The organism is Aeromonas sp. S41-2, assembly GCF_027705845.1.
Classification (GTDB): domain Bacteria; phylum Pseudomonadota; class Gammaproteobacteria; order Enterobacterales; family Aeromonadaceae; genus Aeromonas; species Aeromonas hydrophila.
Genome location: NZ_JAPDCG010000010.1, coordinates 89,769 through 108,660, shown reverse-complemented (window position 1 = coordinate 108,660; position 18,892 = coordinate 89,769). Strand labels below are relative to the sequence as shown.

Here is an 18,892-nt window from a genome sequence, read left to right as displayed (position 1 = left end):
GGCGGCGGATGGTTATGCAAGTGCAACCGGGAAGAAGGTGCCGAGCAGCATGGCCCCCAGGATGGCACCGCCGGTGATGGGCTTGCCCCACACGTAGAACAGCAGCGCACCCAGCAGGGAACCGATACCGATCGGGATCGAGGCGCCCATGGCGGAGAGGATGATGAGGGGGCCGAGGAAGCGGCCCGAGCTGTTGCCAGCCCCCATCATGACGTCTGCGCCATAGGTGGAGTTGCTCTGGTTGATGGTGAACTTGCGCGCCAGGATGATCACGTAGCCGATGGCCAGACCAATCCCCATGCCGGTGACCAGCGAGGCACCGAAGTTCTCCACTGGATAGACGATGCCGGCCCCCAGCAGCAGGGCGGGCACGCCGAGGCCGACCCCGGTCTGGATGGCGCCGCCGATATCCAGGATCCCCACCAGGGAGCCCTCGATGATGCGGGCAAACAGGAAGCTGGCGCCGAAGGCCGCCACCGCACCATAGGCACCGGTGTCCATGCCGGCCTTGAGCATGGCGACGAAGGCCACCTCGTTGAAGGCGCCGACCCCGTACAGGTAGAACATGTGGGTACCGGCAAAGACCCCGGCCGACAGCAGGCCGACAAAGATGGGGAAGGACCAGTCTGCGTACCAGAAGTTGTTTTTCAGTTTCTCATCCACGGTGTGACCCCTTATTTGCCGCTCAGCAGGTTATGGACGTTTTCCAGCCACAGGGGAACACCCAGATGGAAGGACTCGATGAGTTTCATGTCGAAGCCGCGGAAGAAGCCGCTCAGCACGAACAGCAGGACGATGGCTGCCATCATCACCTTGGTGACATGGTTCCAGCCGCTCTCTTCCACGCCCTTGCCGATCAGGATGCCGAGCACCAGGCCCGGTACCGCGTTGCCCATGATGAGCTGGGCCAGACCGCCGAAGATGGTGGCCCAGAAACCGGACTTCTTGCCCGCCTCGATGGCGGCCAGCCAGAAGATCACCGGCATGACGGTGTTGACCAGCAGGTTGGCAGCCGGTACCAGCACCTTGACCGCGGTGACTTGCAATGCGGCCGGTACGGCGGCGGCCGTGCTGTTGAGGAAGGCGACCACGATGGCACCTATGATGCCGCCGGCAATGGCCATCTTCTTTGGGTCGTGCAGGGTGGTGGCGAGATCCCGGTTCTTGAACAGCAGTGCCGCCGTGGCCCAGTGCGGAATGATGCGGTGATCCACATCCTGGGTGAAGGCGCCGGCTGCCACGGTGGAAGCCCAGGCGTTGAAGAAGAAGCCGAGACCAAACGAGAAGTGGGAGGCGGGGTCCCCTTCGCAGGAGTTGAGCTCACCCAGGGTACGGAAGGCTCCCATGCCCTGCACGGTCGGCGCGTGGAACATCCGTGCCGCGCCGGCCCCCACCCCGACGCCCACCAGGCCGCCGATGATGAGTGACTTGATAAATATGATTAGAAACATCCAACGTATCCTTCTTGTGGGGTGGTACCCGCGGGCGGCGTCACACCAGGGTGAACGTCACTTGTTCGGCATCCAGGCTGGTGACCTTGACCGTGAGCGCCAGCTGGACCCGGAATTCGCGGCGCTGGCGCGGCAGGAAGAAGAACAGGAACTTCTCCACCCGGACCGACTCTTCGGCCTTGAGCACCTGCACCTCGAGCGGCTCGATGCGCAGCATCACCCGCGGGTTGTCCTTGAGCAGCGTTGGCTGCACCTGGCTGAGGGCGGCGGCGAACGCCTGCTGGCGAGTCGGCCCCTTGCCGCTGACCATGACCTGGGTGGTGAAGTCCTCTTTCATCAGGCGCGTCCGTGTTTCTTGGCGAAGGCTTCGATCAGCTTCTGACCCAGCTCTTCCTTGTCCATGAAGCCGAAGCCCAGCACCACGCAGCCTTCGTTGATGGCGGTCACTCCCTCTTCGATGGAGCGCATGCCGTAGCGGCACTTGTAGCCGTACTTGGTCTGGGCCGTGATGGCACCGGCGCCGCCGCTGCCGCAGAAGGAGATGCCGAGATCCGCCTGCTCCTTGTTCATCACGTCACCGAGTTTCATGTCGGCGGCCATGCCGGGGATGATGGTCACGCTGGCGCCGGCGGTTTCCGCGCCTGCCCCCACTTTCTGGCCCTTGCCGAGTCGATCACCGATCACGAGTTTGATGGCTGTCATTTAGCTTTCTCCTTTCACTGAGCTGAGTTCGTTTTCTTTGGCAACTTCGAAATGGACGGACAGCAGATGGGCCTCTTCATAGGCCAGCTTGTCCAGCCAGGCGACGACCTGTTCTGCCAGACGCAGGGAGAGGGGGGAGATCTCCTCGAACAGGCTGAGATCCACCTCCGGCAGTGATTCACCGCTGTAGGAGCGCCACACCATGGCTTTGACGTGGGAGGCCAGCATCTGCCGCTGTACCTCGTTGGGGTGGATGCCCTGCTCGCCGAGCAGGGTGTGGATGCGCGCCAGCGTGTGGTCGGTCTGGCGCAGCAACGCCGGGCTGTCCGGGGTCAGGTTCTGGTCATGGGTCTCTGTGTGCAAGATCTGCTCTCCAAGGCTGGCAGAAGGGATAGCGCTACCCTAAGCCGGCAGTAGAGGAGAGAGGAGGCACGGTTTTTCCGATTCGAAGCGGAAATTCCCGCACGCCTGGGCTGAAAACGGTGATTTTTGTGGGGTGGAGGGAAAAAGGGCTGCTATCGGGGCCGATTTTGTGTGATCGAGGGCGCACTTGGCCCGTCGAGTCGGGCCGACAAGGCTTGCTGGAAACTGTGAGTCGCCTCACGGATGGGGGAGTATGGGAGAAACAAACAGGGGCGGTTGACCGCCCCTGTCGAAGGGGATTGGCGGGATCAGCTGGCGGTGGCGGCGCTCGCGCTGGCCCGGTTCTGGTAGCGCAGATCCTCTTCGATGGTGACCTCCACCTCCAGCGGCTTGCCGTCACGGATCACCGAGATGGTGAGCTTGGTGCCCGGCCGGCTCTCGACGATCTTGTCCATGGCGGTACGCACGCCGCTGATGGCCTCGCCGTTGATCTTGAGCAGCACGTCGCCCCGCTTCAACCCGCCTCTGGTGGCCGGACCGTTGGGATCCAGGCTCTCCACCACCAGGCCGCGCAGATCGCCCAGGTTCATCATGCGGGCGACGATGGGGTTGATCTCGACGCTGGAGATGCCGAGGTAGCCGCGGATCACCCGGCCGTTGGCGATGAGCTCATCCATGATGCGCTTGGCCAGCTTGTAGGGGATGGCGAAGCTGATGCCGTAGCTCTCCTGGTTGCCATTGAGGTGGTAGGCGGCGGTGTTGATGCCCACCAGATCGCCGCGGGCATTGACCAGGGCGCCCCCCGAGTTGCCCTCGTTGATGGCGGCGTCGGTCTGCAGCAGATCCTGCCGGCCGTTGCTGTCCGGGCCCATGCTGGAGAGGCCGATGCGGCCGGTGGCGCTGATGATGCCCTGGGTGATGGTCTGGCCGACGTTGTAGGGGTTGCCGATGGCGAGCACCACGTCGCCCACGTCGGGCAGGCGTTCCGGATCCTGCGGGATCACCGGCAGATTGTCCGACTCGATGTAGAGCACCGCCAGATCGGTCAGCTGATCGGAGCCGACCAGCTCGGCGCTGAATACCCGCCCATCCTGCAGCGCGACGATGATCTGGTCCGCATCGGCGATGACGTGATAGTTGGTCAGCACGTGGCCACGCTGGCTCATGATGACGCCGGAGCCGAGCCCCTGCGGCCTGAGTTCGGCCTGATTGCCCTGGTTGCGGGCGAAGCTGCGGGTATAGATGTTGACGACCGCCGGCCCGGCGCGGTGGGCGGCGTAGGAGAAACTCAGTTCACGGGCATTGGTGATGAGGCCGGGCAACTGGGCCCCGCCACGGAAATTGGGGAACAGCAGCAACAGAAGAGCCGCCACGGTGAGACCGAAGCCGACAGACTTGCCCAAGTAACTGACTAGAGGGGGGATTTTCATGTCATTCTCATCCGTACATACAGCGCGCAGAGAATAACACTATCGGTGGATAAAAATCACCCGCGGCGAGGGCCGCGGGTGAGAGGGAGTTAACGGATCACCAGATAGAGGGAGGATTCCCCGCGCTGGATGTTCAGCGCCAGCACATCCGGCTTGTTCTTCAACGCCTTGCTCAGCTCTTCCAGTGAGTTGATGCGCAGGCGGTTGACCCCGATGATGATGTCACCCTTCTGCAGGCCGGAGGCGGCGGCAGGCGAGCGCGGATCGATGTCGGCCACGGCCACGCCGGTCACCGGCTCGGCGGTGGTGCTCAGCTTGGCCCCTTCCAGTGCCGGGTGGAGGGCGCTGGCCAGGATCTCGCTGTCATCCGCCTTCTTCAGCGTGACCTTGACAGTCTGCTCCTTGCCATCGCGGATGAGGCCCAGAGCGACCTGCTTGTCAGCCCCCATGGTGGCGATCTTGGCGCGCAGCTCACCAAACGAGCGGATGGCCTTGCCATCGATGCTGATGATGATGTCGCCGGCCTTGATGCCCGCCTTGGCGGCGGCGGAGTCAGGCATGACCTGGTTGACGAAGGCGCCATCCTTCTTGTTGTAGCCGAAGGTCTTGGCGATTTCGGAGGTGAGCTCGGTGCCGGTGATGCCCAGCTGGCCGCGGCGCACTTCACCGTATTTCACGATCTGCTCGGACAGGTCGCGCACCATGTTGGACGGAATCGCGAAGCCGATGCCGATGTTGCCGCCGTTCGGTCCCAGGATGGCGGTGTTGATGCCGATCAGCTCGCCGCGCAGGTTGAGCAGGGCACCACCTGAGTTGCCGGAGTTGATGGCCGCATCGGTCTGGATGAAGTTTTCCAGATTTTCGATGTTGAGGCCGCTGCGGCCGAGCGCACTGACGATGCCGGAGGTGACGGTCTGGCCGAGGCCGAACGGGTTGCCGATGGCCAGCGCATAGTCACCGACCCGCAGCTCGTCGGAGTCGGCAAACTTGATCTGCACCAGATCCTCGGCCTTGATTTGCAGCAGTGCGATGTCGGACTGCTTGTCCTCACCGATCTTCTTGGCGGCGTATTCACGGCCATCCTTCAGATTGACCTTGATCTCGTCCGCCTCGTGCACCACGTGGGCGTTGGTGATCACGTAGCCCTTCTTGGCATCGATGATGACGCCGGAGCCGAGCGCCTGGAAGGGCTGCTCGCTCACCTGCTCGTCGGGCATGTTGGGGCCGAAGAAGAAACGGAACTGTTCCGGCAGACGCTGGCGGGTGATCTTCTTGCCGGAGACTGAAATGTTGACCACGGCAGGCGTGACCTGCTCGAGTACCGGCGCCAGGCTCGGCATCTCCTGATTGTTCGCCAGCAGAGAGGGCAGTGCAGCCTGTACAGGGGCCGCAGACATGGCGATACCGACACTGAGGGCTAACACACTGAGCACAGAAAGAGGTTTACGCATATGAAAAACAGCTCCCAGAAAAAGTTGCAATGCAATCGTCAAGGTCTGACCACGCTACCGCGCAATTAGTTCCGCAGGGAACTAACTGGACTGCTTGAGCAGACCGGAGGCCCCGGCATAGTCACGGGGTGGAACGCCCGGTTCTTCATTGGCCGGGACATCGCTGCTCTCGTCGAGCAGGGTTTCACGGAACAGCGGCTCCTGAGCCTTGGCCAGGAATTTGCTCTGCTCCGCCATATGGCGATAAAGGGTCTGGTACTGCTCGGCCAGTTGCTCCATCAGGGCGGCGCTGTCGGCGAAGTGGGTATTGATCTGGCCCTGGTAGCTTTCCAGTTCCTTGTGAGCCTTCTTCAGTTCTTGTTCCAGACGGCCGGCATCCCGGCTGCGCACTGTGAAGCGGCCGATGATGACACCGATAATCAAGGCGGCGACAGCCAGCAGGATCCCGTTTAACAGACTCATAGAAGCTCCTTGTTACAGCTAAATCAATGTGGGTTGATGCGGCCAAAGCGGCCGCTACGCCTTGATGGCACTATACCGTGCACCCCGAGAGCGTGATACCATTTTGTCCTTCATTCAGGGACTTGAAGGCAATCGACAGGATGACCCCGCAGCAAAAGTATCAGCAGGATTTGCAGCGCCCCGGCTTCGTGGCCGACCCCGCCCAGGCGATGGCAGTGGCCCGTCTGGAGCGACTCTATCAGGATTTGTGCCAAACCCCGACTCCGACCAGATCCCGCGGCCTGCTGGGCTGGCTACAAAAGCCGAAACCTCGCACGCCCATCCTGGGTCTATATATGTGGGGCGGAGTGGGCAGAGGCAAGACCTGGCTGATGGATACTTTTTTCGACAGCTTGCCGGGAGAGCGCAAGCTGCGCATTCACTTCCACCGTTTCATGCACCGGGTGCACGATGAGCTCAAGGGGCTGACCGGTCAGGCCGATCCGCTCAAGCTGATCGCCAGCAAGCTGGCCGGCGAGACCGACGTCATCTGCTTCGACGAATTTTTCGTCTCCGACATCACCGATGCCATGCTGTTGGGAACGCTGTTTCAGGAGTTGTTCGGCCACGGGGTGGTGCTGGTGGCGACCTCGAACATACCGCCGCAGGATTTGTATCGAAATGGTCTGCAGCGCGCCCGTTTTCTACCGGCGATTGCGCTCATCGAGCGCCATTGCGAGATACTTAACGTGGACGGCGGCACCGACTATCGCCTGCGCACGCTGGAGCAGGCGGAGATTTATCACTTCCCGCTGGATCAGCAGGCAAAATCCAATCTGGATCGTTATTTTGGGCAGTTAACCGGGTTGGAGGAGGCCCGGGCGGGCAGTGTCGAGATCAATCACCGTCAGCTGGCGTCGCTGGGGATGGGAGAAGGTGTGCTCTATATGGAGTTTGAGCAACTTTGCTGTACTCCCCGCTCACAGGGCGATTACATCGAGCTGGCCCGGCTGTTTCACACCGTCCTGCTGGCCAATGTGCAGCCAATGGGGGCGGGCACGGATGACGCGGCGCGGCGCTTCATCGCCATGGTGGACGAGTTCTATGAGCGGCACGTCAAGCTGATCATATCGGCGGCGGTGCCGATGCAGGAACTCTATGGCAACGGGCTGCTGAATTTCGAGTTCAAACGTTGTCTTTCACGGCTTCAGGAAATGCAATCGCACGAATACCTTGCCAGAGTGCACCTTCCTTAGTCACAATACCGCGCCTGCCAGTCGGATGGGCATCTGCGGCAGGTAGGGCCGGGCGACATTTGCTAGCTTCATGGCAGTGAAATTAGCAGGTGATATTTAAGGCAACTTCACTTATAATCGCCCGGCCCACGTTACAGCTGTCGATAAGACAGCAACACTTTAAGCTTTACTTGTATTCGAAGGGGTACAGGTAGGCCATCGTTTGTTGTTTGTGGGAGAGCCCCCATAAGCAATTGGGTCTGTAACAGGTAATTGGGTTTAACTTAATGAAAACTTTCGTTGCCAAGCCAGAAACCGTAAAACGTGACTGGTACATTGTGGACGCAGAAGGTAAAACTCTGGGTCGTATCGCAACCGAGATCGCTGCTCGTCTGCGTGGTAAGCACAAAGCTGAGTACACTCCGCACGTTGACACCGGTGATTACATCATCGTTGTAAACGCTGAGAAGGTACACGTAACCGGTAAGAAATTTACCGACAAAATGTACCATGCTCACTCCGGTTTCCCGGGTGGTATCAAGTCCATCAGCTTCGACAAGCTGATTCAGCGTAAACCGGAAATGGTAATCGAAGCTGCCGTCAAAGGCATGCTGCCGAAGGGTCCGCTGGGCCGTGCCATGTTCCGTAAGCTGAAAGTTTACGCAGGCGCCGAGCACGCTCATGCTGCTCAGCAACCTCAAGTACTGGATATCTAACGGGAACTGGCAACAATGGCAGAAAATCAATACTACGGTACCGGCCGTCGCAAAAGCTCCACTGCTCGCGTATTTATCAAAGCGGGTAGCGGTAAAATCGTAATCAACCAGCGCTCCCTGGAGCAGTACTTCGGCCGTCCGACTGCCCGCATGGTAGTTCGTCAGCCGCTGGAACTGGTTGAGATGACCGAGAAACTGGACCTGTACATCACCGTTAACGGTGGTGGCATCTCCGGTCAAGCTGGTGCGATCCGCCACGGTATCACTCGTGCTCTGATGCAGTACGATGAAACCCTGCGTTCCGAACTGCGTAAAGCAGGCTTTGTTACTCGCGATGCCCGTAAGGTTGAGCGTAAGAAAGTCGGTCTGCACAAAGCTCGTAAGCGTCCGCAGTACTCCAAGCGTTAATTCGCTTTTGGTACGCACTCTCGCGAGTGTCAAAAAAGCCTGGCCATGTGCCAGGCTTTTTTTATTGGTAATATTACCAATGGTATTGCTAACACCACGTCACAAAAGACAAAAAATTGTGTATTTATTGTTTTTGACCTTCGCTTCTCTTTCTTGTCAAGTTGTTATCTTTTCTTTAAAATTCCCTCGGTTTTTCTGTGACAATTGTAACTCCGCTTCCGCCGCTGTTGTCACGGAAGAAAGGGGAACAGGGACACAATAAGAATGTGCGGAGTCCACATGGGAGAGTTTTTGGATGAGCAATGCGCCAGTTGATACCGGTCGCCGCAGATTTCTTACCTGGTCAACGGTCGCCGTTGGTGGGGTAGGAGCTGCTTTTACCGCAGTGCCGTTTATTAAGTCATGGAACCCGAGTGCCAAAGCCAAAGCGGCGGGTGCTCCGGTAGAAGTGGATATCAGTAAGTTGGAACCAGGCCAGCTCATCCGTGTTGAGTGGCGAGGCAAGCCGGTCTGGGTGGTGAAACGCACCAAGCAGACGCTGGATGCCCTGGCCGCGCACGACGACAAGTTGCGCGATCCGGCTTCCGACGAGCCCCAGCAACCCGACTATGCCCACAACGGTTACAGATCCATCAAGCCGGAGATCTTCGTGGCCGTCGGTATCTGCACTCATCTGGGCTGCTCCCCCTCCTATCTGCCGGACAGCTTTGGCGAGCAGGTGCAGGGCGTGACTTCAGGCTTCTTCTGCCCCTGTCATGGCTCCAAGTTCGACATGGCTGGTCGAGTGTTCCAGGGGGTGCCAGCACCCTTGAACCTGGTCATTCCGCCGTACAAATATCTTAGCGACACCACCATCCTGGTCGGTGCCGATGGCAAGGAGGCCTGACCATGTTTGCCAAACTGATGGGCTGGATTGACTACCGTTTTCCGCTCACTGCCATGTACAACGACCACATGGCCAAGTATCCGGCGCCCAAGAACCTGAACTTCTGGTACTTCTTTGGCTCGCTCGCCATGCTGGTGCTGGTCAACCAGATCATCACGGGTATCTGGCTGACCATGAACTACAACCCCTCCGCCGAAGGTGCTTTCGCCTCCGTCGAGTACATCATGCGGGATGTGGACTACGGCTGGTTGCTGCGCTACATGCACTCCACCGGCGCGTCTGCGTTCTTCATCGTGGTCTATCTGCACATGTTCCGCGGCATGATCTACGGCTCCTACCAGAAGCCGCGCGAGCTGCTGTGGATCTTCGGCATGCTGATCTTCCTCTGCCTGATGGCGGAAGCCTTCATGGGCTATCTGCTGCCGTGGGGCCAGATGTCGTTCTGGGGGGCCCAGGTCATCATCTCGCTGTTTGGCGCCATTCCGGTCATCGGCGACGATCTGACCCTGTGGATCCGCGGTGACTACGTCATCTCCGGCGCTACCCTGAACCGCTTCTTCGCGCTGCACGTCATCGCCCTGCCGCTGGTACTGGTGATGCTGGTTGCCATGCACATTCTGGCGTTGCACGAAGTGGGTTCCAACAACCCGGACGGCATCGATATCAAGAAGCACAAGGACGAGAACGGCTGGCCGCTGGATGCGGTGGCATTCCACCCCTACTTCACCGTCAAGGACATGATCGGCGTTGCAGGCTTCCTGTTCCTGTTCTGCGCCATCATCTTCTTCAAGCCGGACATGTGGGGTTATTTCCTCGAGAAGCCGAACTTTGAAGTGGCCAATGGTCTGAAGACCCCGGCCCACATTGCGCCTGTGTGGTACTTCACTCCCTTCTACGCCATCTTGCGGGCGGTGCCTGACAAGCTGCTGGGCGTCATCATGATGGGGCTCTCCATCGTGGTGCTGTTCCTGCTGCCCTGGCTGGATCGCTGCAAGGTACGTTCGGTGCGCTATCGCAGTACCCTGCACAAGCTGAACATCGCCCAGTTCGTGGTCTGCTTCATCATTCTCGGGGTGCTCGGCGTCTTGCCATCGACTCCGACCCTGACGCTGATCGCCCAGATCTGTACCCTGGGTTATTTCGGGTTCTTCGTCCTGTTGTTCTTCTACAGCAAGAATGAAAGCACCAAGCCGCTGCCGGAGAGGGTGACATTTAAATGAAAAGAATAATTTTTGCAGTGCTGACCCTGCTGCCGTCGCTGGTGTTTGCCAACACCGGGGCAGTGCACCTGGACAAGGCCAACTATGACCTGAACGACAAGGCGTCGTTGCAGCGTGGTGCGGCCACCTTCATGAACTACTGCTTTGGCTGTCACAGCACCCAGTACCAGCGTTACAACCGGGTGGCGGCAGACATCGGTATTCCGGAAGATCTGATGGCGGCCAACCTGATCGTCAATGGTGCCAAGATCGGTGATCTGATGGAAAACTCGGTGCCGGACAAGGATGCGGCCAAATGGTTTGGCGCCCCGCCCCCCGACCTGACCCTGGTTGCCCGGGTACGTGGTGCCGACTGGATTTACACCTACCTGCGCTCTTTCTACGTGGATGAGACCCGTCCGTTTGGCGTGAACAACGTGGTATTCCCGTCCGTGGGCATGCCCCATGTGCTGGAGCCTCTGCAAGGCACGCCCCGCGCCGAGTTCGCGACCCACACCGTCGACGGAGTGGAAGTACAGCAGGTTGTCAGTGTCAAATCTGACGGCAACGGTGAAATGAATAACGAAGAGTATGATCAGACGGTACTGGATCTGGTAAACTTCTTGGTCTACTCGGCTGAACCGGTACAACAGGAGCGCGAACGCATGGGCTTCTGGGTACTTGGCTTCATCGTGATCTTCTTCATCTTCACTGTGCTGTTGAAGAAGGAATTCTGGCGCGACGTTCACTAAGCGACCAGATCCGGGTAATATAATGCACGGCAATGAAGACCAAGAGGCTTCATTGCCGTTTCTGCTTTTTAATGACGGGAGGGTTCAATGGCTGTAGCTGCCAATAAGCGTTCGGTAATGACGCTGTTTTCCGGTGCCAACGATATGTTCAGCCATCAGGTGCGTATTGTCCTGGCGGAGAAGGGTGTTAGCGTAGATATCTGCCAGGTTGACCCAAGCAACCTGCCGGATGAGCTGGCCGAGCTGAACCCCTACAACACCGTACCGACCCTGGTCGATCGCGAGCTGGCGTTGTACACCTCACGCATCATCATGGAGTATCTGGACGAGCGCTTCCCGCACCCGCCCCTGATGCCGGTCTACCCTGTGGCCCGCGGCAACAGCCGTCTGATGATGCATCGTATCGAGCTGGACTGGTATTCTCTGGCCGACAAGATCATGGCGGGTACCGACGTGGATGCGGCGCGTGCCGAACTGCGGGACAACCTGCTGGCCATCGCGCCGATTTTCGGTGAAATGCCCTATTTCATGAGCGAAGAGTTTGGCCTGGTCGACTGCTACATGGCCCCGCTGCTGTGGCGTCTGCCGAGCCTCGGCATCGACTTCACCGGTCGTGGTGCCAAAGAGCTGAAGGCCTACATGGTTCGTCTGTTCGAGCGCGAGTCTTTCCAGGCTTCCCTGACTGAAGCCGAGCGCGAGATCCGTGCCGGCGTATGAGCATGGAACCGACAATGACACCCAGTCGCCCGTACCTGCTGCGGGCGTTCTTCGACTGGTTGCTGGACAATGACCTGACCCCGCATCTGGTGGTCAACGTCAACATCCCTCATGTGATGGTGCCGATGCAGTTTGTCCAGGATGGACAGATAGTGCTGAACATCGCACCCCGTGCGGTAGGGCAGTTCCACATGGACAATGAAGCCATCAGCTTTAGCGCCCGTTTTGGTGGTGTCTCCCAGCAGGTTTACATCCCGATGGCGGCCGTATTGGCCATCCATGCCCGGGAAAACGGCGTGGGGACCCTGTTCCCGCCCGAGCCGGGTTATGACCTCTGGCTGGAGCAAGCCGAAGCGCCGGTGGAACCCGAGCCGGAACCACCGCGTCCGAGCGGTCGTCCGACCCTGAAGGTCATCAAATAAAAAACGCAGCCAGCTGGCTGCGTTTTTTTATGCCGAGAGCCGGTGGTCAGCGCTAGTTCTGGGCAAACTCGAAGGCCTTGATGACGCGCTTGACGCCGCTGACGTGGCGGGCGATCTCGACGGCGTGATCCCCTTCCTGGCGGGTCACCAGGCCAATCAGGAATACCTCGCCGTTCTCGGTGACCACCTTGACCTTGGCACTGTCAAAATTCTTGGCGCCCAGCATGTCTGCCCGCACCTTGGAGGTGATCCAGGAGTCATTGCTGCGAACCCCTATGCTGACCGGCTGGCCGAGGCGCAATTCGTTGTAGACATGGCGCACCCCCTCGATGCGGGCCACTATCTTGCCAGCTTCGAGCTTGTAAGCGTCAGAAGGTGTCTGGCCGACCAGCAGCACACGGCCGTTGTTGCTGTAGACGCTGATCTTGCTGGCCGCGCTCAGCGGCTTGTTGTCAGCCAGCAGGTTGGCCGCTTTCAGCTCGATGGCCTGATCGTCCCACTGGGCGCCCAGGGTGCGACGATCGCCGGAGGCTTTGGCGGTGCCGGCGGCACCGCCAACCACTACGGCTGCGCAACCTTGCAGCAGCAGGGTGCCGGCCAGCAGGCCGAGCAGGAGCATTTGCTTGTTCATGGTTTCAATCTTCCTGTTGCGGGAAAAGAGTCTGGTCGATGAGATCACACAGGCAGTGCAGGGTCAACAGGTTCACTTCCAGAATGCGGGGCCGACGAGCCGACGGCACCCGGATCTCCACGTCGTTGGGACCGAGCAGGCCGGCGATCTCGCCACCGTCACCACCACCCAGCACCACTATGGTCATGTCGCGGGAGAGGGCGGCCTCGGCAGCCTTGATCAGGCTGCGGCTGTTGCCGGTGGTGGTGATGACCACCAGGATGTCGCCGGGCTGACCGAGCGCCCGGATCTGCTTGGCATACACCTCTTCAAAACCGTGATCGGTGGCGATGGCGCTGATGGTGGCCATGTCAGGGGTCAGCGCCATGCCGGGCAGGGAAGGGCGCTCGGTTTCGTAGCAGTTGACCAATTCCGAGATGAACAGCTGGGCCAGCGCTGCGGAAGGACCGTTGCCGCATGCCATCACCTTGTGGCCATTGAGCAGGCAGATGGTCAGCATCTGGGCTGCGGTATGGATGGCATCCGGCAGCGCCTCGGCGGCGGCTATCTTGGTCTGGATGCTCTCGGTGTAGTTCTCTTTGATGCGGTCAGTCATGGGGTCCTCTTAAAATGCGTTCTGGATCCAGTCTGGCTGGTCGCCCTCGAACGCGATCACATCGAATCGGCAGGCCTGGCTGGCCTCGTTGATGGCATGTTGCTTGAAATAGTGGCGCGCTGCCAGCACGATCTTGTGCTGCTTGCGCCGGGTGACCGAGGCGGCGGCGCCGCCATGGCTGGTCTGGGCGCGGTAGCGGACCTCAACAAACACCAGGGTCTCCCCCTGGCGCATGATGAGATCGATCTCGCCGCCCCGGCAGCGGTAGTTGCGGGTCACGGGTTGCAGGCCGCGGGCCTGCAACCAGCGTTCCGCTAGCTGCTCAAAGTGCTGTCCCTTGCTCGGTGCTGACGGGAACAGGTTCTGCCACTGCTGGTGCATCCGTGCCAATAGACCCTTCATGGGGGGCTCCCTCGAGCTGAGGCATGGCACTGTCGCTGACCAGCTTGCCGTTCTGGTAGGTGGCCCAGTCCAGTACCCGCACTATGTTGCCGCTGGCATCCACGCTCAGCTGGCCGCTCATGCCCGGCTGCTGCATGGCATTGACCTTGCGCATCTGCTGCAGGTTTTCCGCCAGTGCCACGGCATCGTAGCCCAGCGCGAACAGTCGCAGCAGGTCACCCTGAGTTTGCGGCCAGAGCAGGGCAATCTGTTCGCGCTGCTTCTCGTAACCGCCCAGCAGCAGCGGCATATCGGAGATATGCATGCCGTTGAGCTCGGAAGCCACTTCGGTGGTGGCGCTGTCATAGCTGCGCGAGCTGCTGTAGATCGGCAGGCTGCCCATCGGATTGACCGAGATGTCCACATACGGCTTGATCATCCGGGTCTCCAGGCTGTTGGCGACCACATAGACCACGTCGATGCTGCGCGGCGCCGTGTCAGCAAGCTGCACCACTTCGCCGGCCCGGGCGGTGGAGCGACCGCTCAGAGCGTTCTTGACCATGCCCTGCACTTCGTTGCGAGCGCCGAAGGTGGCGACGACCGGCTTGTCCTGGCTCACGGTGGCCCAGGCCTGTTCGAACGCCTTGATGCTGCCATAGCCGATCCGGCCCTGGGCGGCGATCAGCAGGGGCTTGCGATAGCCCTGACCGTAGAGGTACTGGGCGGCCTGCGCTGCATCGGCGGCGGCGGAGAGGGAGAAGTAGAAGGTGTTGTCGTTGACGATTGGCTTGTCCAGCTCGTTGAGAGCCAGCACCGGCACGGTCGGATTGGACTTGAGCAGCTCCTCGACCCGGTCTTTGAGCAGCGGGCCGATGATCATGTTGGCCCCTTCCTGAATCGCCTGTTTGTAGAGCTCGCCCATCGCCTTGGTCTGGGTGTCGTAGAAGTTCAGGGTGAACTGGCCCTGATTCTCCTTGTAAGACATCAGCATGCCGTTGCGGATGGCGGCGCCCTGCGGCTCCAGATTGCCGGAGAGCGGCAGGAACACGGCGATCTGCTGCAGGGTATTGATGTTGCTGGTCGCCAGATCGCCCAGACCCGCCGGCATGTCTTTCTGGGCCGGGTGGTTCGGGAAGGCCTGCTTCCAGCCAGCGAGTTGGCGTGCCAGCTGATTGGGCTGGGCGCCGAACTCGTTCACCAGCGCTGCCAGTCGCAGCCAGCCGGTAGTCACGTCGGGAGCCGGCGCCTCTTCCAGTGCCTGCAGGGTGGAGGGGGTCATGCTTTTGAGCAGTGACCAGATTTGCTGGTGATTGGTGGCCAGCTCGTTCTGGGCCAGATAGGGCTCCAGCAGGATCAGCGACTTGGCGGCACCGAACTTGTTGTTGATGTCCAGTTGCAGCACCACCCGCTGGCGATACCAGTCCTTCTGGGTATCGGCATCCAGCGCCACCTCGGGTTTGCCCTCCAGCAGGATCAGCGCCTGGTTGGCGTTGCCCTGGGCGAGCAGCAGGTGAGCCTGCAACAGTTGCAGCTGAGCTTTTTGCTCGGCGCTCTGGCCCTGCTTCTGCAGTTGCTGGAACAGGGCCGCGGCCGGCTTGGCCTGACCGAGCGCCAGATAGCTGCGCGCCGCCATCACCTGCCAGGTGAAGGCTTCGGCCGGCTTGGCCGGATCCACCTGTGCCAGATACCACTGGGCATTCTTGGTCAGATCCGAGAAGGCCGACGGCATGCCGGATTGTCCGGCTGATTGATTGGGCTCCGACGCACAGGCGGCAAGCAGTACTGCCGCGAGTAGGATGCCGAAGAGTCGTGATACACTTAGCTGCTTTGTAACCCGGTTCAAGTTCATTCCCCGACCAGTGTTGAAATTCTCCATAGTGTAAACGGGCCAATATGGCGACACAATTGTCGGGACACTCGGAGCTCCCATGAGTGACATCCCAACCCTGTACATAGTCCCCACCCCGATCGGCAATCTGGCTGACATTACCCAGCGTGCATTGGACATTTTACGCAGTGTCGATCTGGTGGCTGCCGAGGATACCCGTCATACCGGCATCCTGCTCAGCCACTATCAAATCTCGGTACCCACCTTCGCGCTGCACGATCACAACGAACAGCAGAAGGCTGATGTATTGATCGGCCGGATAAAAGAGGGCAAGAACGTGGCCCTGGTCTCCGATGCCGGTACGCCGCTCATCAGCGACCCCGGTTATCACCTGGTCACCCGTTGTCGCGAAGCCGGGGTCAAGGTAGTGCCGCTGCCCGGCCCCTGCGCTGCCATCACGGCACTTTCTGCGGCCGGGCTGCCCACCGACCGGTTTGCCTTCGAAGGTTTTTTGCCCGCCAAGAGCAAGGGACGTGACGACCGTTTGCAGGCGGTGATCGAAGACACCCGTTCACTGGTGTTCTACGAATCCCCGCGTCGGGTGCAGGACACGGTGGAAGCAATCGCCCGCATTCTCGGCGAACGCCAGGTGGTGGTGTGCCGCGAACTGACCAAGACCTTCGAGTCGATCCACGGTCTGCCCGCTTCCGAGATGCTGGTCTGGCTGGGCGAAGACGAAAATCGCTGCCGCGGCGAGATCGTGCTGGTGGTCGCGGGCGCCAATAAAACGGAAGAGGAACTGCCGGCCGAGGCGATCCGTACCCTGGGGCTGCTGGTGGCCGAACTGCCGCTCAAAAAAGCGGCGGCGCTCACCGCCGAGATCCACGGGGTGAAGAAGAACGCGCTCTACAAGTACGGCCTCGAACATTACTGAGGCGGGCAGATGCAGGCCGGAGGCCAGCCTTGGCGTTCTCTCGAGTGCGATTAACTCGGTTAAAACTCAATTGCAGGTTTACCCGAGGTGCCGGACAAGGCTATAATCCGCGCCCGGAGTTGGCTGGGCAATCGCTGCTTCGTCGTTGTGTCCCTCGGGACAGACGGGCGGAGGGGAGGAAAGTCCGGGCTTCATAGGGCAGGGTGCCAGGTAACGCCTGGGGGGCGTGAGCCTACGACCAGTGCAACAGAGAGCAAACCGCCGATGGCCCGCAAGGGATCAGGTAAGGGTGAAAGGGTGCGGTAAGAGCGCACCGCGCGACTGGCAACAGTTCGTGGCACGGTAAACTCCACCCGAAGCAAGACCAAATAGGCCCCTATTGGCGCGGCCCGCGTTGGGGGCGGGTAGGTTGCTTGAGCCAGCGAGCGATTGCTGGCCTAGAGGAATGATTGCTACCCGGGGCAACCCGGTACAGAACCCGGCTTACAGGCCGACTCCGACCTATTCCTGAAGAGCCTTGCGATTTATCGCGAGGCTCTTTTTTATTGGCGAGAAAATAGCAGCTTGTACCGAGAGATATATGCGTTGGCGGATAGTGAGATAGCTGGCTCTATGCATATAGATCAGTTGGTTATGGATTTTTTATACACAATGCCTGAGTTATGTGGGTGCCTGTGAATCTGAGAGGATCATACCGCTGCTTATTGGTTCACCCTGCTGAGCTTTTAATTCTTCGCAATTAATCGATACGCCTCTTACGCAAATAACTTGTGGAAAATCAACTCATTTAATCCTTGCTGCTGAAACGCTGCGTCAATATGTTCCCCATGCCCGAGATCCTCGCTTGAAAAGCCCTCAGCACGTCCTTAAACTTCAAGGTGGGGAAAAGTGGATCAAAGTGGTTTTTATCGGGCGGTTTGCCCCCTTTAACTCATTTTCAGGGACTGCAATTTGTTGCGTGGTGCGCATGCCATCAGCCTCGACAGCAAGGGGCGATTGGCGATTCCGACCAAGTACCGTGATTGGCTGCGCGACGAAAGCGAGGGCCAGCTGGTCTGCACCATCGATATTGCCCATCCCTGCCTGCTGCTTTATCCCCTGAACGAATGGGAAGAGATCGAGCGCAAGCTCAAGACGCTCTCCAGCATGAATCCCCTTGAGCGCCGCCTGCAGCGGCTGTTGCTCGGGCATGCGACCGAATGCGAGCTGGATGGCAATGGCCGTCTGCTGCTCAGCCAGCCACTGCGCAGCCACGCCGGGCTGGACAAGAAGATCATGCTGGTGGGCCAGCTCAACAAGTTTGAGCTGTGGGATGAAGCCCGCTGGCAACAACAGGTCAATGACGACATTCAGGGCTTGCCCGAAGACGACTGGGCAAGCTCGCCACGACTACAGGATTTCTCTTTATAAATGACCCAAGCCGCTGAACACATCACAGTGCTGCTGCACGAAGCCGTTGAAGGGCTGGCCATCAAGCCGGACGGCATCTACGTCGACGGTACGTTTGGCCGGGGTGGTCACTCTCGTCTCATTCTCCAGCAGCTTGGCCCCAACGGCCGGCTGATCGCCATCGACCGGGATCCCCAGGCCATTGCAGAAGCGGCCAAGATCCAGGATCCCCGCTTCGAAATCGTGCACGGCCCCTTCTCCGGTATTGCCTCCTATCTGGATGAACGCGGCCTGCTGGGCAAGGTAGACGGTTTCCTGCTGGATCTGGGGGTCTCTTCTCCCCAGCTGGACGATGCCGAGCGCGGTTTCAGCTTCATGAAGGACGGTCCGCTCGACATGCGGATGGACCCCACCTCCGGTCAGAGCGCCGCCGAATGGCTCGCTCGCGCCGATGTGGACGACATCGCCTGGGTGCTGAAGACCTTTGGCGAGGAGCGTTTCGCCAAGAAGATCGCCCGCGCCATCGTGCACGATCGTGTCACCGAGCCCTATGTCCGCACCCGTCAACTGGCGGAGATGATTGCCCGCGTCAATCCGAGCAAGGAGAAGGGCAAGCACGCCGCCACTCGCAGCTTCCAGGCCATCCGCATCTACATCAACAGCGAGCTGGACGAGATCGAGACTGCGCTCAACGGGGCCCTGCAGGTGCTGGCACCGGAAGGTCGTCTCTCCGTCATCAGCTTCCACTCGCTGGAAGATCGGCTGGTGAAGCATTTCATTCGCAAGCATGAGAAAGGCCCGGAAGTGCCGCACGGCATTCCGTTGACCGAGGCCCAGTTGGCCGGCGGTCGCAAATTGAAGTCGGTCGGCAAGGCGCTTAAGCCTTCCGAGCACGAGGTCAATGAAAACAGCCGATCCCGCAGCTCGGTGCTGCGGGTTGCCCAGCGGTTGGCGGAGTAAG

General features: G+C 59.9%; 23 protein-coding genes and 1 other RNA gene. 12 read left to right on the top strand and 12 right to left on the bottom strand.

From position 1 onward, the window contains the following. Positions 1-12 precede the first annotated feature (12 nt). The 8 genes from OKC44_RS19030 to OKC44_RS18995 form a co-directional block, all read right to left on the bottom strand. A complete protein-coding gene (locus OKC44_RS19030) occupies positions 13-663 on the bottom strand; it encodes a DUF4310 family protein (RefSeq protein WP_049046546.1) in 651 nt (216 codons plus the stop codon). An 11-nt stretch (positions 664-674) separates the two neighbouring features. Further along, a complete protein-coding gene (locus OKC44_RS19025; RefSeq protein WP_016352193.1) occupies positions 675-1,451 on the bottom strand; it encodes a DUF4311 domain-containing protein in 777 nt (258 codons plus the stop codon). A 40-nt stretch (positions 1,452-1,491) separates the two neighbouring features. Further along, entirely contained in the window at positions 1,492-1,788 is a 297-nt protein-coding gene (locus OKC44_RS19020) for a DUF4312 family protein (RefSeq protein WP_270814577.1), read from the bottom strand. Then, on the bottom strand, positions 1,788-2,153 hold the full coding sequence (locus OKC44_RS19015) for a glycine-rich SFCGS family protein (protein WP_011707603.1): 366 nt from the start codon (positions 2,151-2,153) through the stop codon (positions 1,788-1,790). Before OKC44_RS19015 ends, OKC44_RS19020 begins: the two co-directional genes overlap by 1 nt. Next, positions 2,154-2,516, bottom strand: a complete 363-nt coding sequence (locus OKC44_RS19010; RefSeq protein ID WP_118880249.1) for a transcriptional regulator — start codon at positions 2,514-2,516, stop codon at positions 2,154-2,156. A gap of 308 nt (positions 2,517-2,824) precedes the next feature. After that, positions 2,825-3,946, bottom strand: coding sequence for an outer membrane-stress sensor serine endopeptidase DegS (gene degS, locus OKC44_RS19005; protein WP_011707601.1), 1,122 nt, complete (start codon positions 3,944-3,946; stop codon positions 2,825-2,827). 89 nt (positions 3,947-4,035) lie between these two features. After that, entirely contained in the window at positions 4,036-5,397 is a 1,362-nt protein-coding gene (locus OKC44_RS19000) for a Do family serine endopeptidase (protein WP_011707600.1), read from the bottom strand. Between the two features lie 81 nt (positions 5,398-5,478). Further along, on the bottom strand, positions 5,479-5,859 hold the full coding sequence (locus OKC44_RS18995) for a YhcB family protein (RefSeq protein WP_011707599.1): 381 nt from the start codon (positions 5,857-5,859) through the stop codon (positions 5,479-5,481). Between the two features lie 140 nt (positions 5,860-5,999). Between OKC44_RS18995 and zapE the strand changes: the two genes are divergently transcribed. The 8 genes from zapE (at position 6,000) to OKC44_RS18955 (ending at position 12,173) form a co-directional block, all read left to right on the top strand. After that, entirely contained in the window at positions 6,000-7,094 is a 1,095-nt protein-coding gene (zapE, locus tag OKC44_RS18990) for a cell division protein ZapE (protein WP_270814576.1), read from the top strand. A gap of 266 nt (positions 7,095-7,360) precedes the next feature. Continuing rightward, positions 7,361-7,789: a 50S ribosomal protein L13 gene (rplM, locus tag OKC44_RS18985; protein WP_005336289.1), complete on the top strand. Its 429-nt coding sequence runs from the start codon at positions 7,361-7,363 to the stop codon at positions 7,787-7,789. 15 nt (positions 7,790-7,804) lie between these two features. Beyond that, positions 7,805-8,197: a 30S ribosomal protein S9 gene (rpsI, locus tag OKC44_RS18980; RefSeq protein WP_005336286.1), complete on the top strand. Its 393-nt coding sequence runs from the start codon at positions 7,805-7,807 to the stop codon at positions 8,195-8,197. A gap of 295 nt (positions 8,198-8,492) precedes the next feature. Next, the gene (gene petA / locus OKC44_RS18975; RefSeq protein WP_011707597.1) at positions 8,493-9,083 is read left to right on the top strand and encodes a ubiquinol-cytochrome c reductase iron-sulfur subunit; all 591 of its coding nucleotides are present in this window, start codon (positions 8,493-8,495) and stop codon (positions 9,081-9,083) included. 2 nt (positions 9,084-9,085) lie between these two features. Continuing rightward, a complete protein-coding gene (locus OKC44_RS18970; RefSeq protein WP_011707596.1) occupies positions 9,086-10,303 on the top strand; it encodes a cytochrome b in 1,218 nt (405 codons plus the stop codon). Next, positions 10,300-11,034: a cytochrome c1 gene (locus tag OKC44_RS18965; RefSeq protein ID WP_011707595.1), complete on the top strand. Its 735-nt coding sequence runs from the start codon at positions 10,300-10,302 to the stop codon at positions 11,032-11,034. Before OKC44_RS18970 ends, OKC44_RS18965 begins: the two co-directional genes overlap by 4 nt. Positions 11,035-11,121: 87 nt before the next feature. After that, the gene (gene sspA, locus OKC44_RS18960; protein ID WP_011707594.1) at positions 11,122-11,751 is read left to right on the top strand and encodes a stringent starvation protein SspA; all 630 of its coding nucleotides are present in this window, start codon (positions 11,122-11,124) and stop codon (positions 11,749-11,751) included. Beyond that, entirely contained in the window at positions 11,748-12,173 is a 426-nt protein-coding gene (locus tag OKC44_RS18955; RefSeq protein ID WP_017409380.1) for a ClpXP protease specificity-enhancing factor, read from the top strand. The genes sspA and OKC44_RS18955 overlap by 4 nt, the downstream gene beginning before the upstream one ends. Positions 12,174-12,225: 52 nt before the next feature. On the opposite strand, the gene dolP is transcribed toward OKC44_RS18955, so the two are convergent. Genes dolP through OKC44_RS18935 form a run of 4 tightly spaced genes read right to left on the bottom strand, consistent with a single transcriptional unit; the run spans position 12,226 to position 15,509 of the window. Further along, positions 12,226-12,804 carry a division/outer membrane stress-associated lipid-binding lipoprotein gene (gene dolP / locus OKC44_RS18950; protein ID WP_024945441.1) on the bottom strand — a complete coding sequence of 193 codons (579 nt, stop codon included), beginning with the start codon at positions 12,802-12,804 and terminating at the stop codon, positions 12,226-12,228. Positions 12,805-12,808: 4 nt separating this feature from the next. Continuing rightward, positions 12,809-13,399, bottom strand: coding sequence for a D-sedoheptulose-7-phosphate isomerase (locus OKC44_RS18945; RefSeq protein ID WP_005305871.1), 591 nt, complete (start codon positions 13,397-13,399; stop codon positions 12,809-12,811). A 9-nt stretch (positions 13,400-13,408) separates the two neighbouring features. Continuing rightward, entirely contained in the window at positions 13,409-13,801 is a 393-nt protein-coding gene (locus OKC44_RS18940) for a YraN family protein (protein ID WP_073351968.1), read from the bottom strand. Then, on the bottom strand, positions 13,722-15,509 hold the full coding sequence (locus tag OKC44_RS18935) for a penicillin-binding protein activator (protein ID WP_016352185.1): 1,788 nt from the start codon (positions 15,507-15,509) through the stop codon (positions 13,722-13,724). The genes OKC44_RS18940 and OKC44_RS18935 overlap by 80 nt, the downstream gene beginning before the upstream one ends. 199 nt (positions 15,510-15,708) lie before the next feature. On the opposite strand from OKC44_RS18935, the gene rsmI reads away from it, so the two are divergent. The 4 genes from rsmI to rsmH all read left to right on the top strand — a co-directional run bounded on the left by rsmI (position 15,709) and on the right by rsmH (position 18,891). Beyond that, positions 15,709-16,542 carry a 16S rRNA (cytidine(1402)-2'-O)-methyltransferase gene (rsmI, locus tag OKC44_RS18930; RefSeq protein WP_139748812.1) on the top strand — a complete coding sequence of 278 codons (834 nt, stop codon included), beginning with the start codon at positions 15,709-15,711 and terminating at the stop codon, positions 16,540-16,542. Between the two features lie 115 nt (positions 16,543-16,657). After that, positions 16,658-17,044, top strand: an RNA gene (rnpB, locus tag OKC44_RS18925) — RNase P RNA component class A. Positions 17,045-17,493: 449 nt separating this feature from the next. After that, positions 17,494-17,952 (top strand): division/cell wall cluster transcriptional repressor MraZ, encoded by a 459-nt coding sequence (mraZ, locus tag OKC44_RS18920; protein WP_005305730.1) that lies wholly within the window; start codon positions 17,494-17,496, stop codon positions 17,950-17,952. Next, positions 17,953-18,891 (top strand): 16S rRNA (cytosine(1402)-N(4))-methyltransferase RsmH, encoded by a 939-nt coding sequence (gene rsmH / locus OKC44_RS18915; protein ID WP_011707587.1) that lies wholly within the window; start codon positions 17,953-17,955, stop codon positions 18,889-18,891. The last annotated feature ends 1 nt before the right edge of the window (position 18,892 follow it).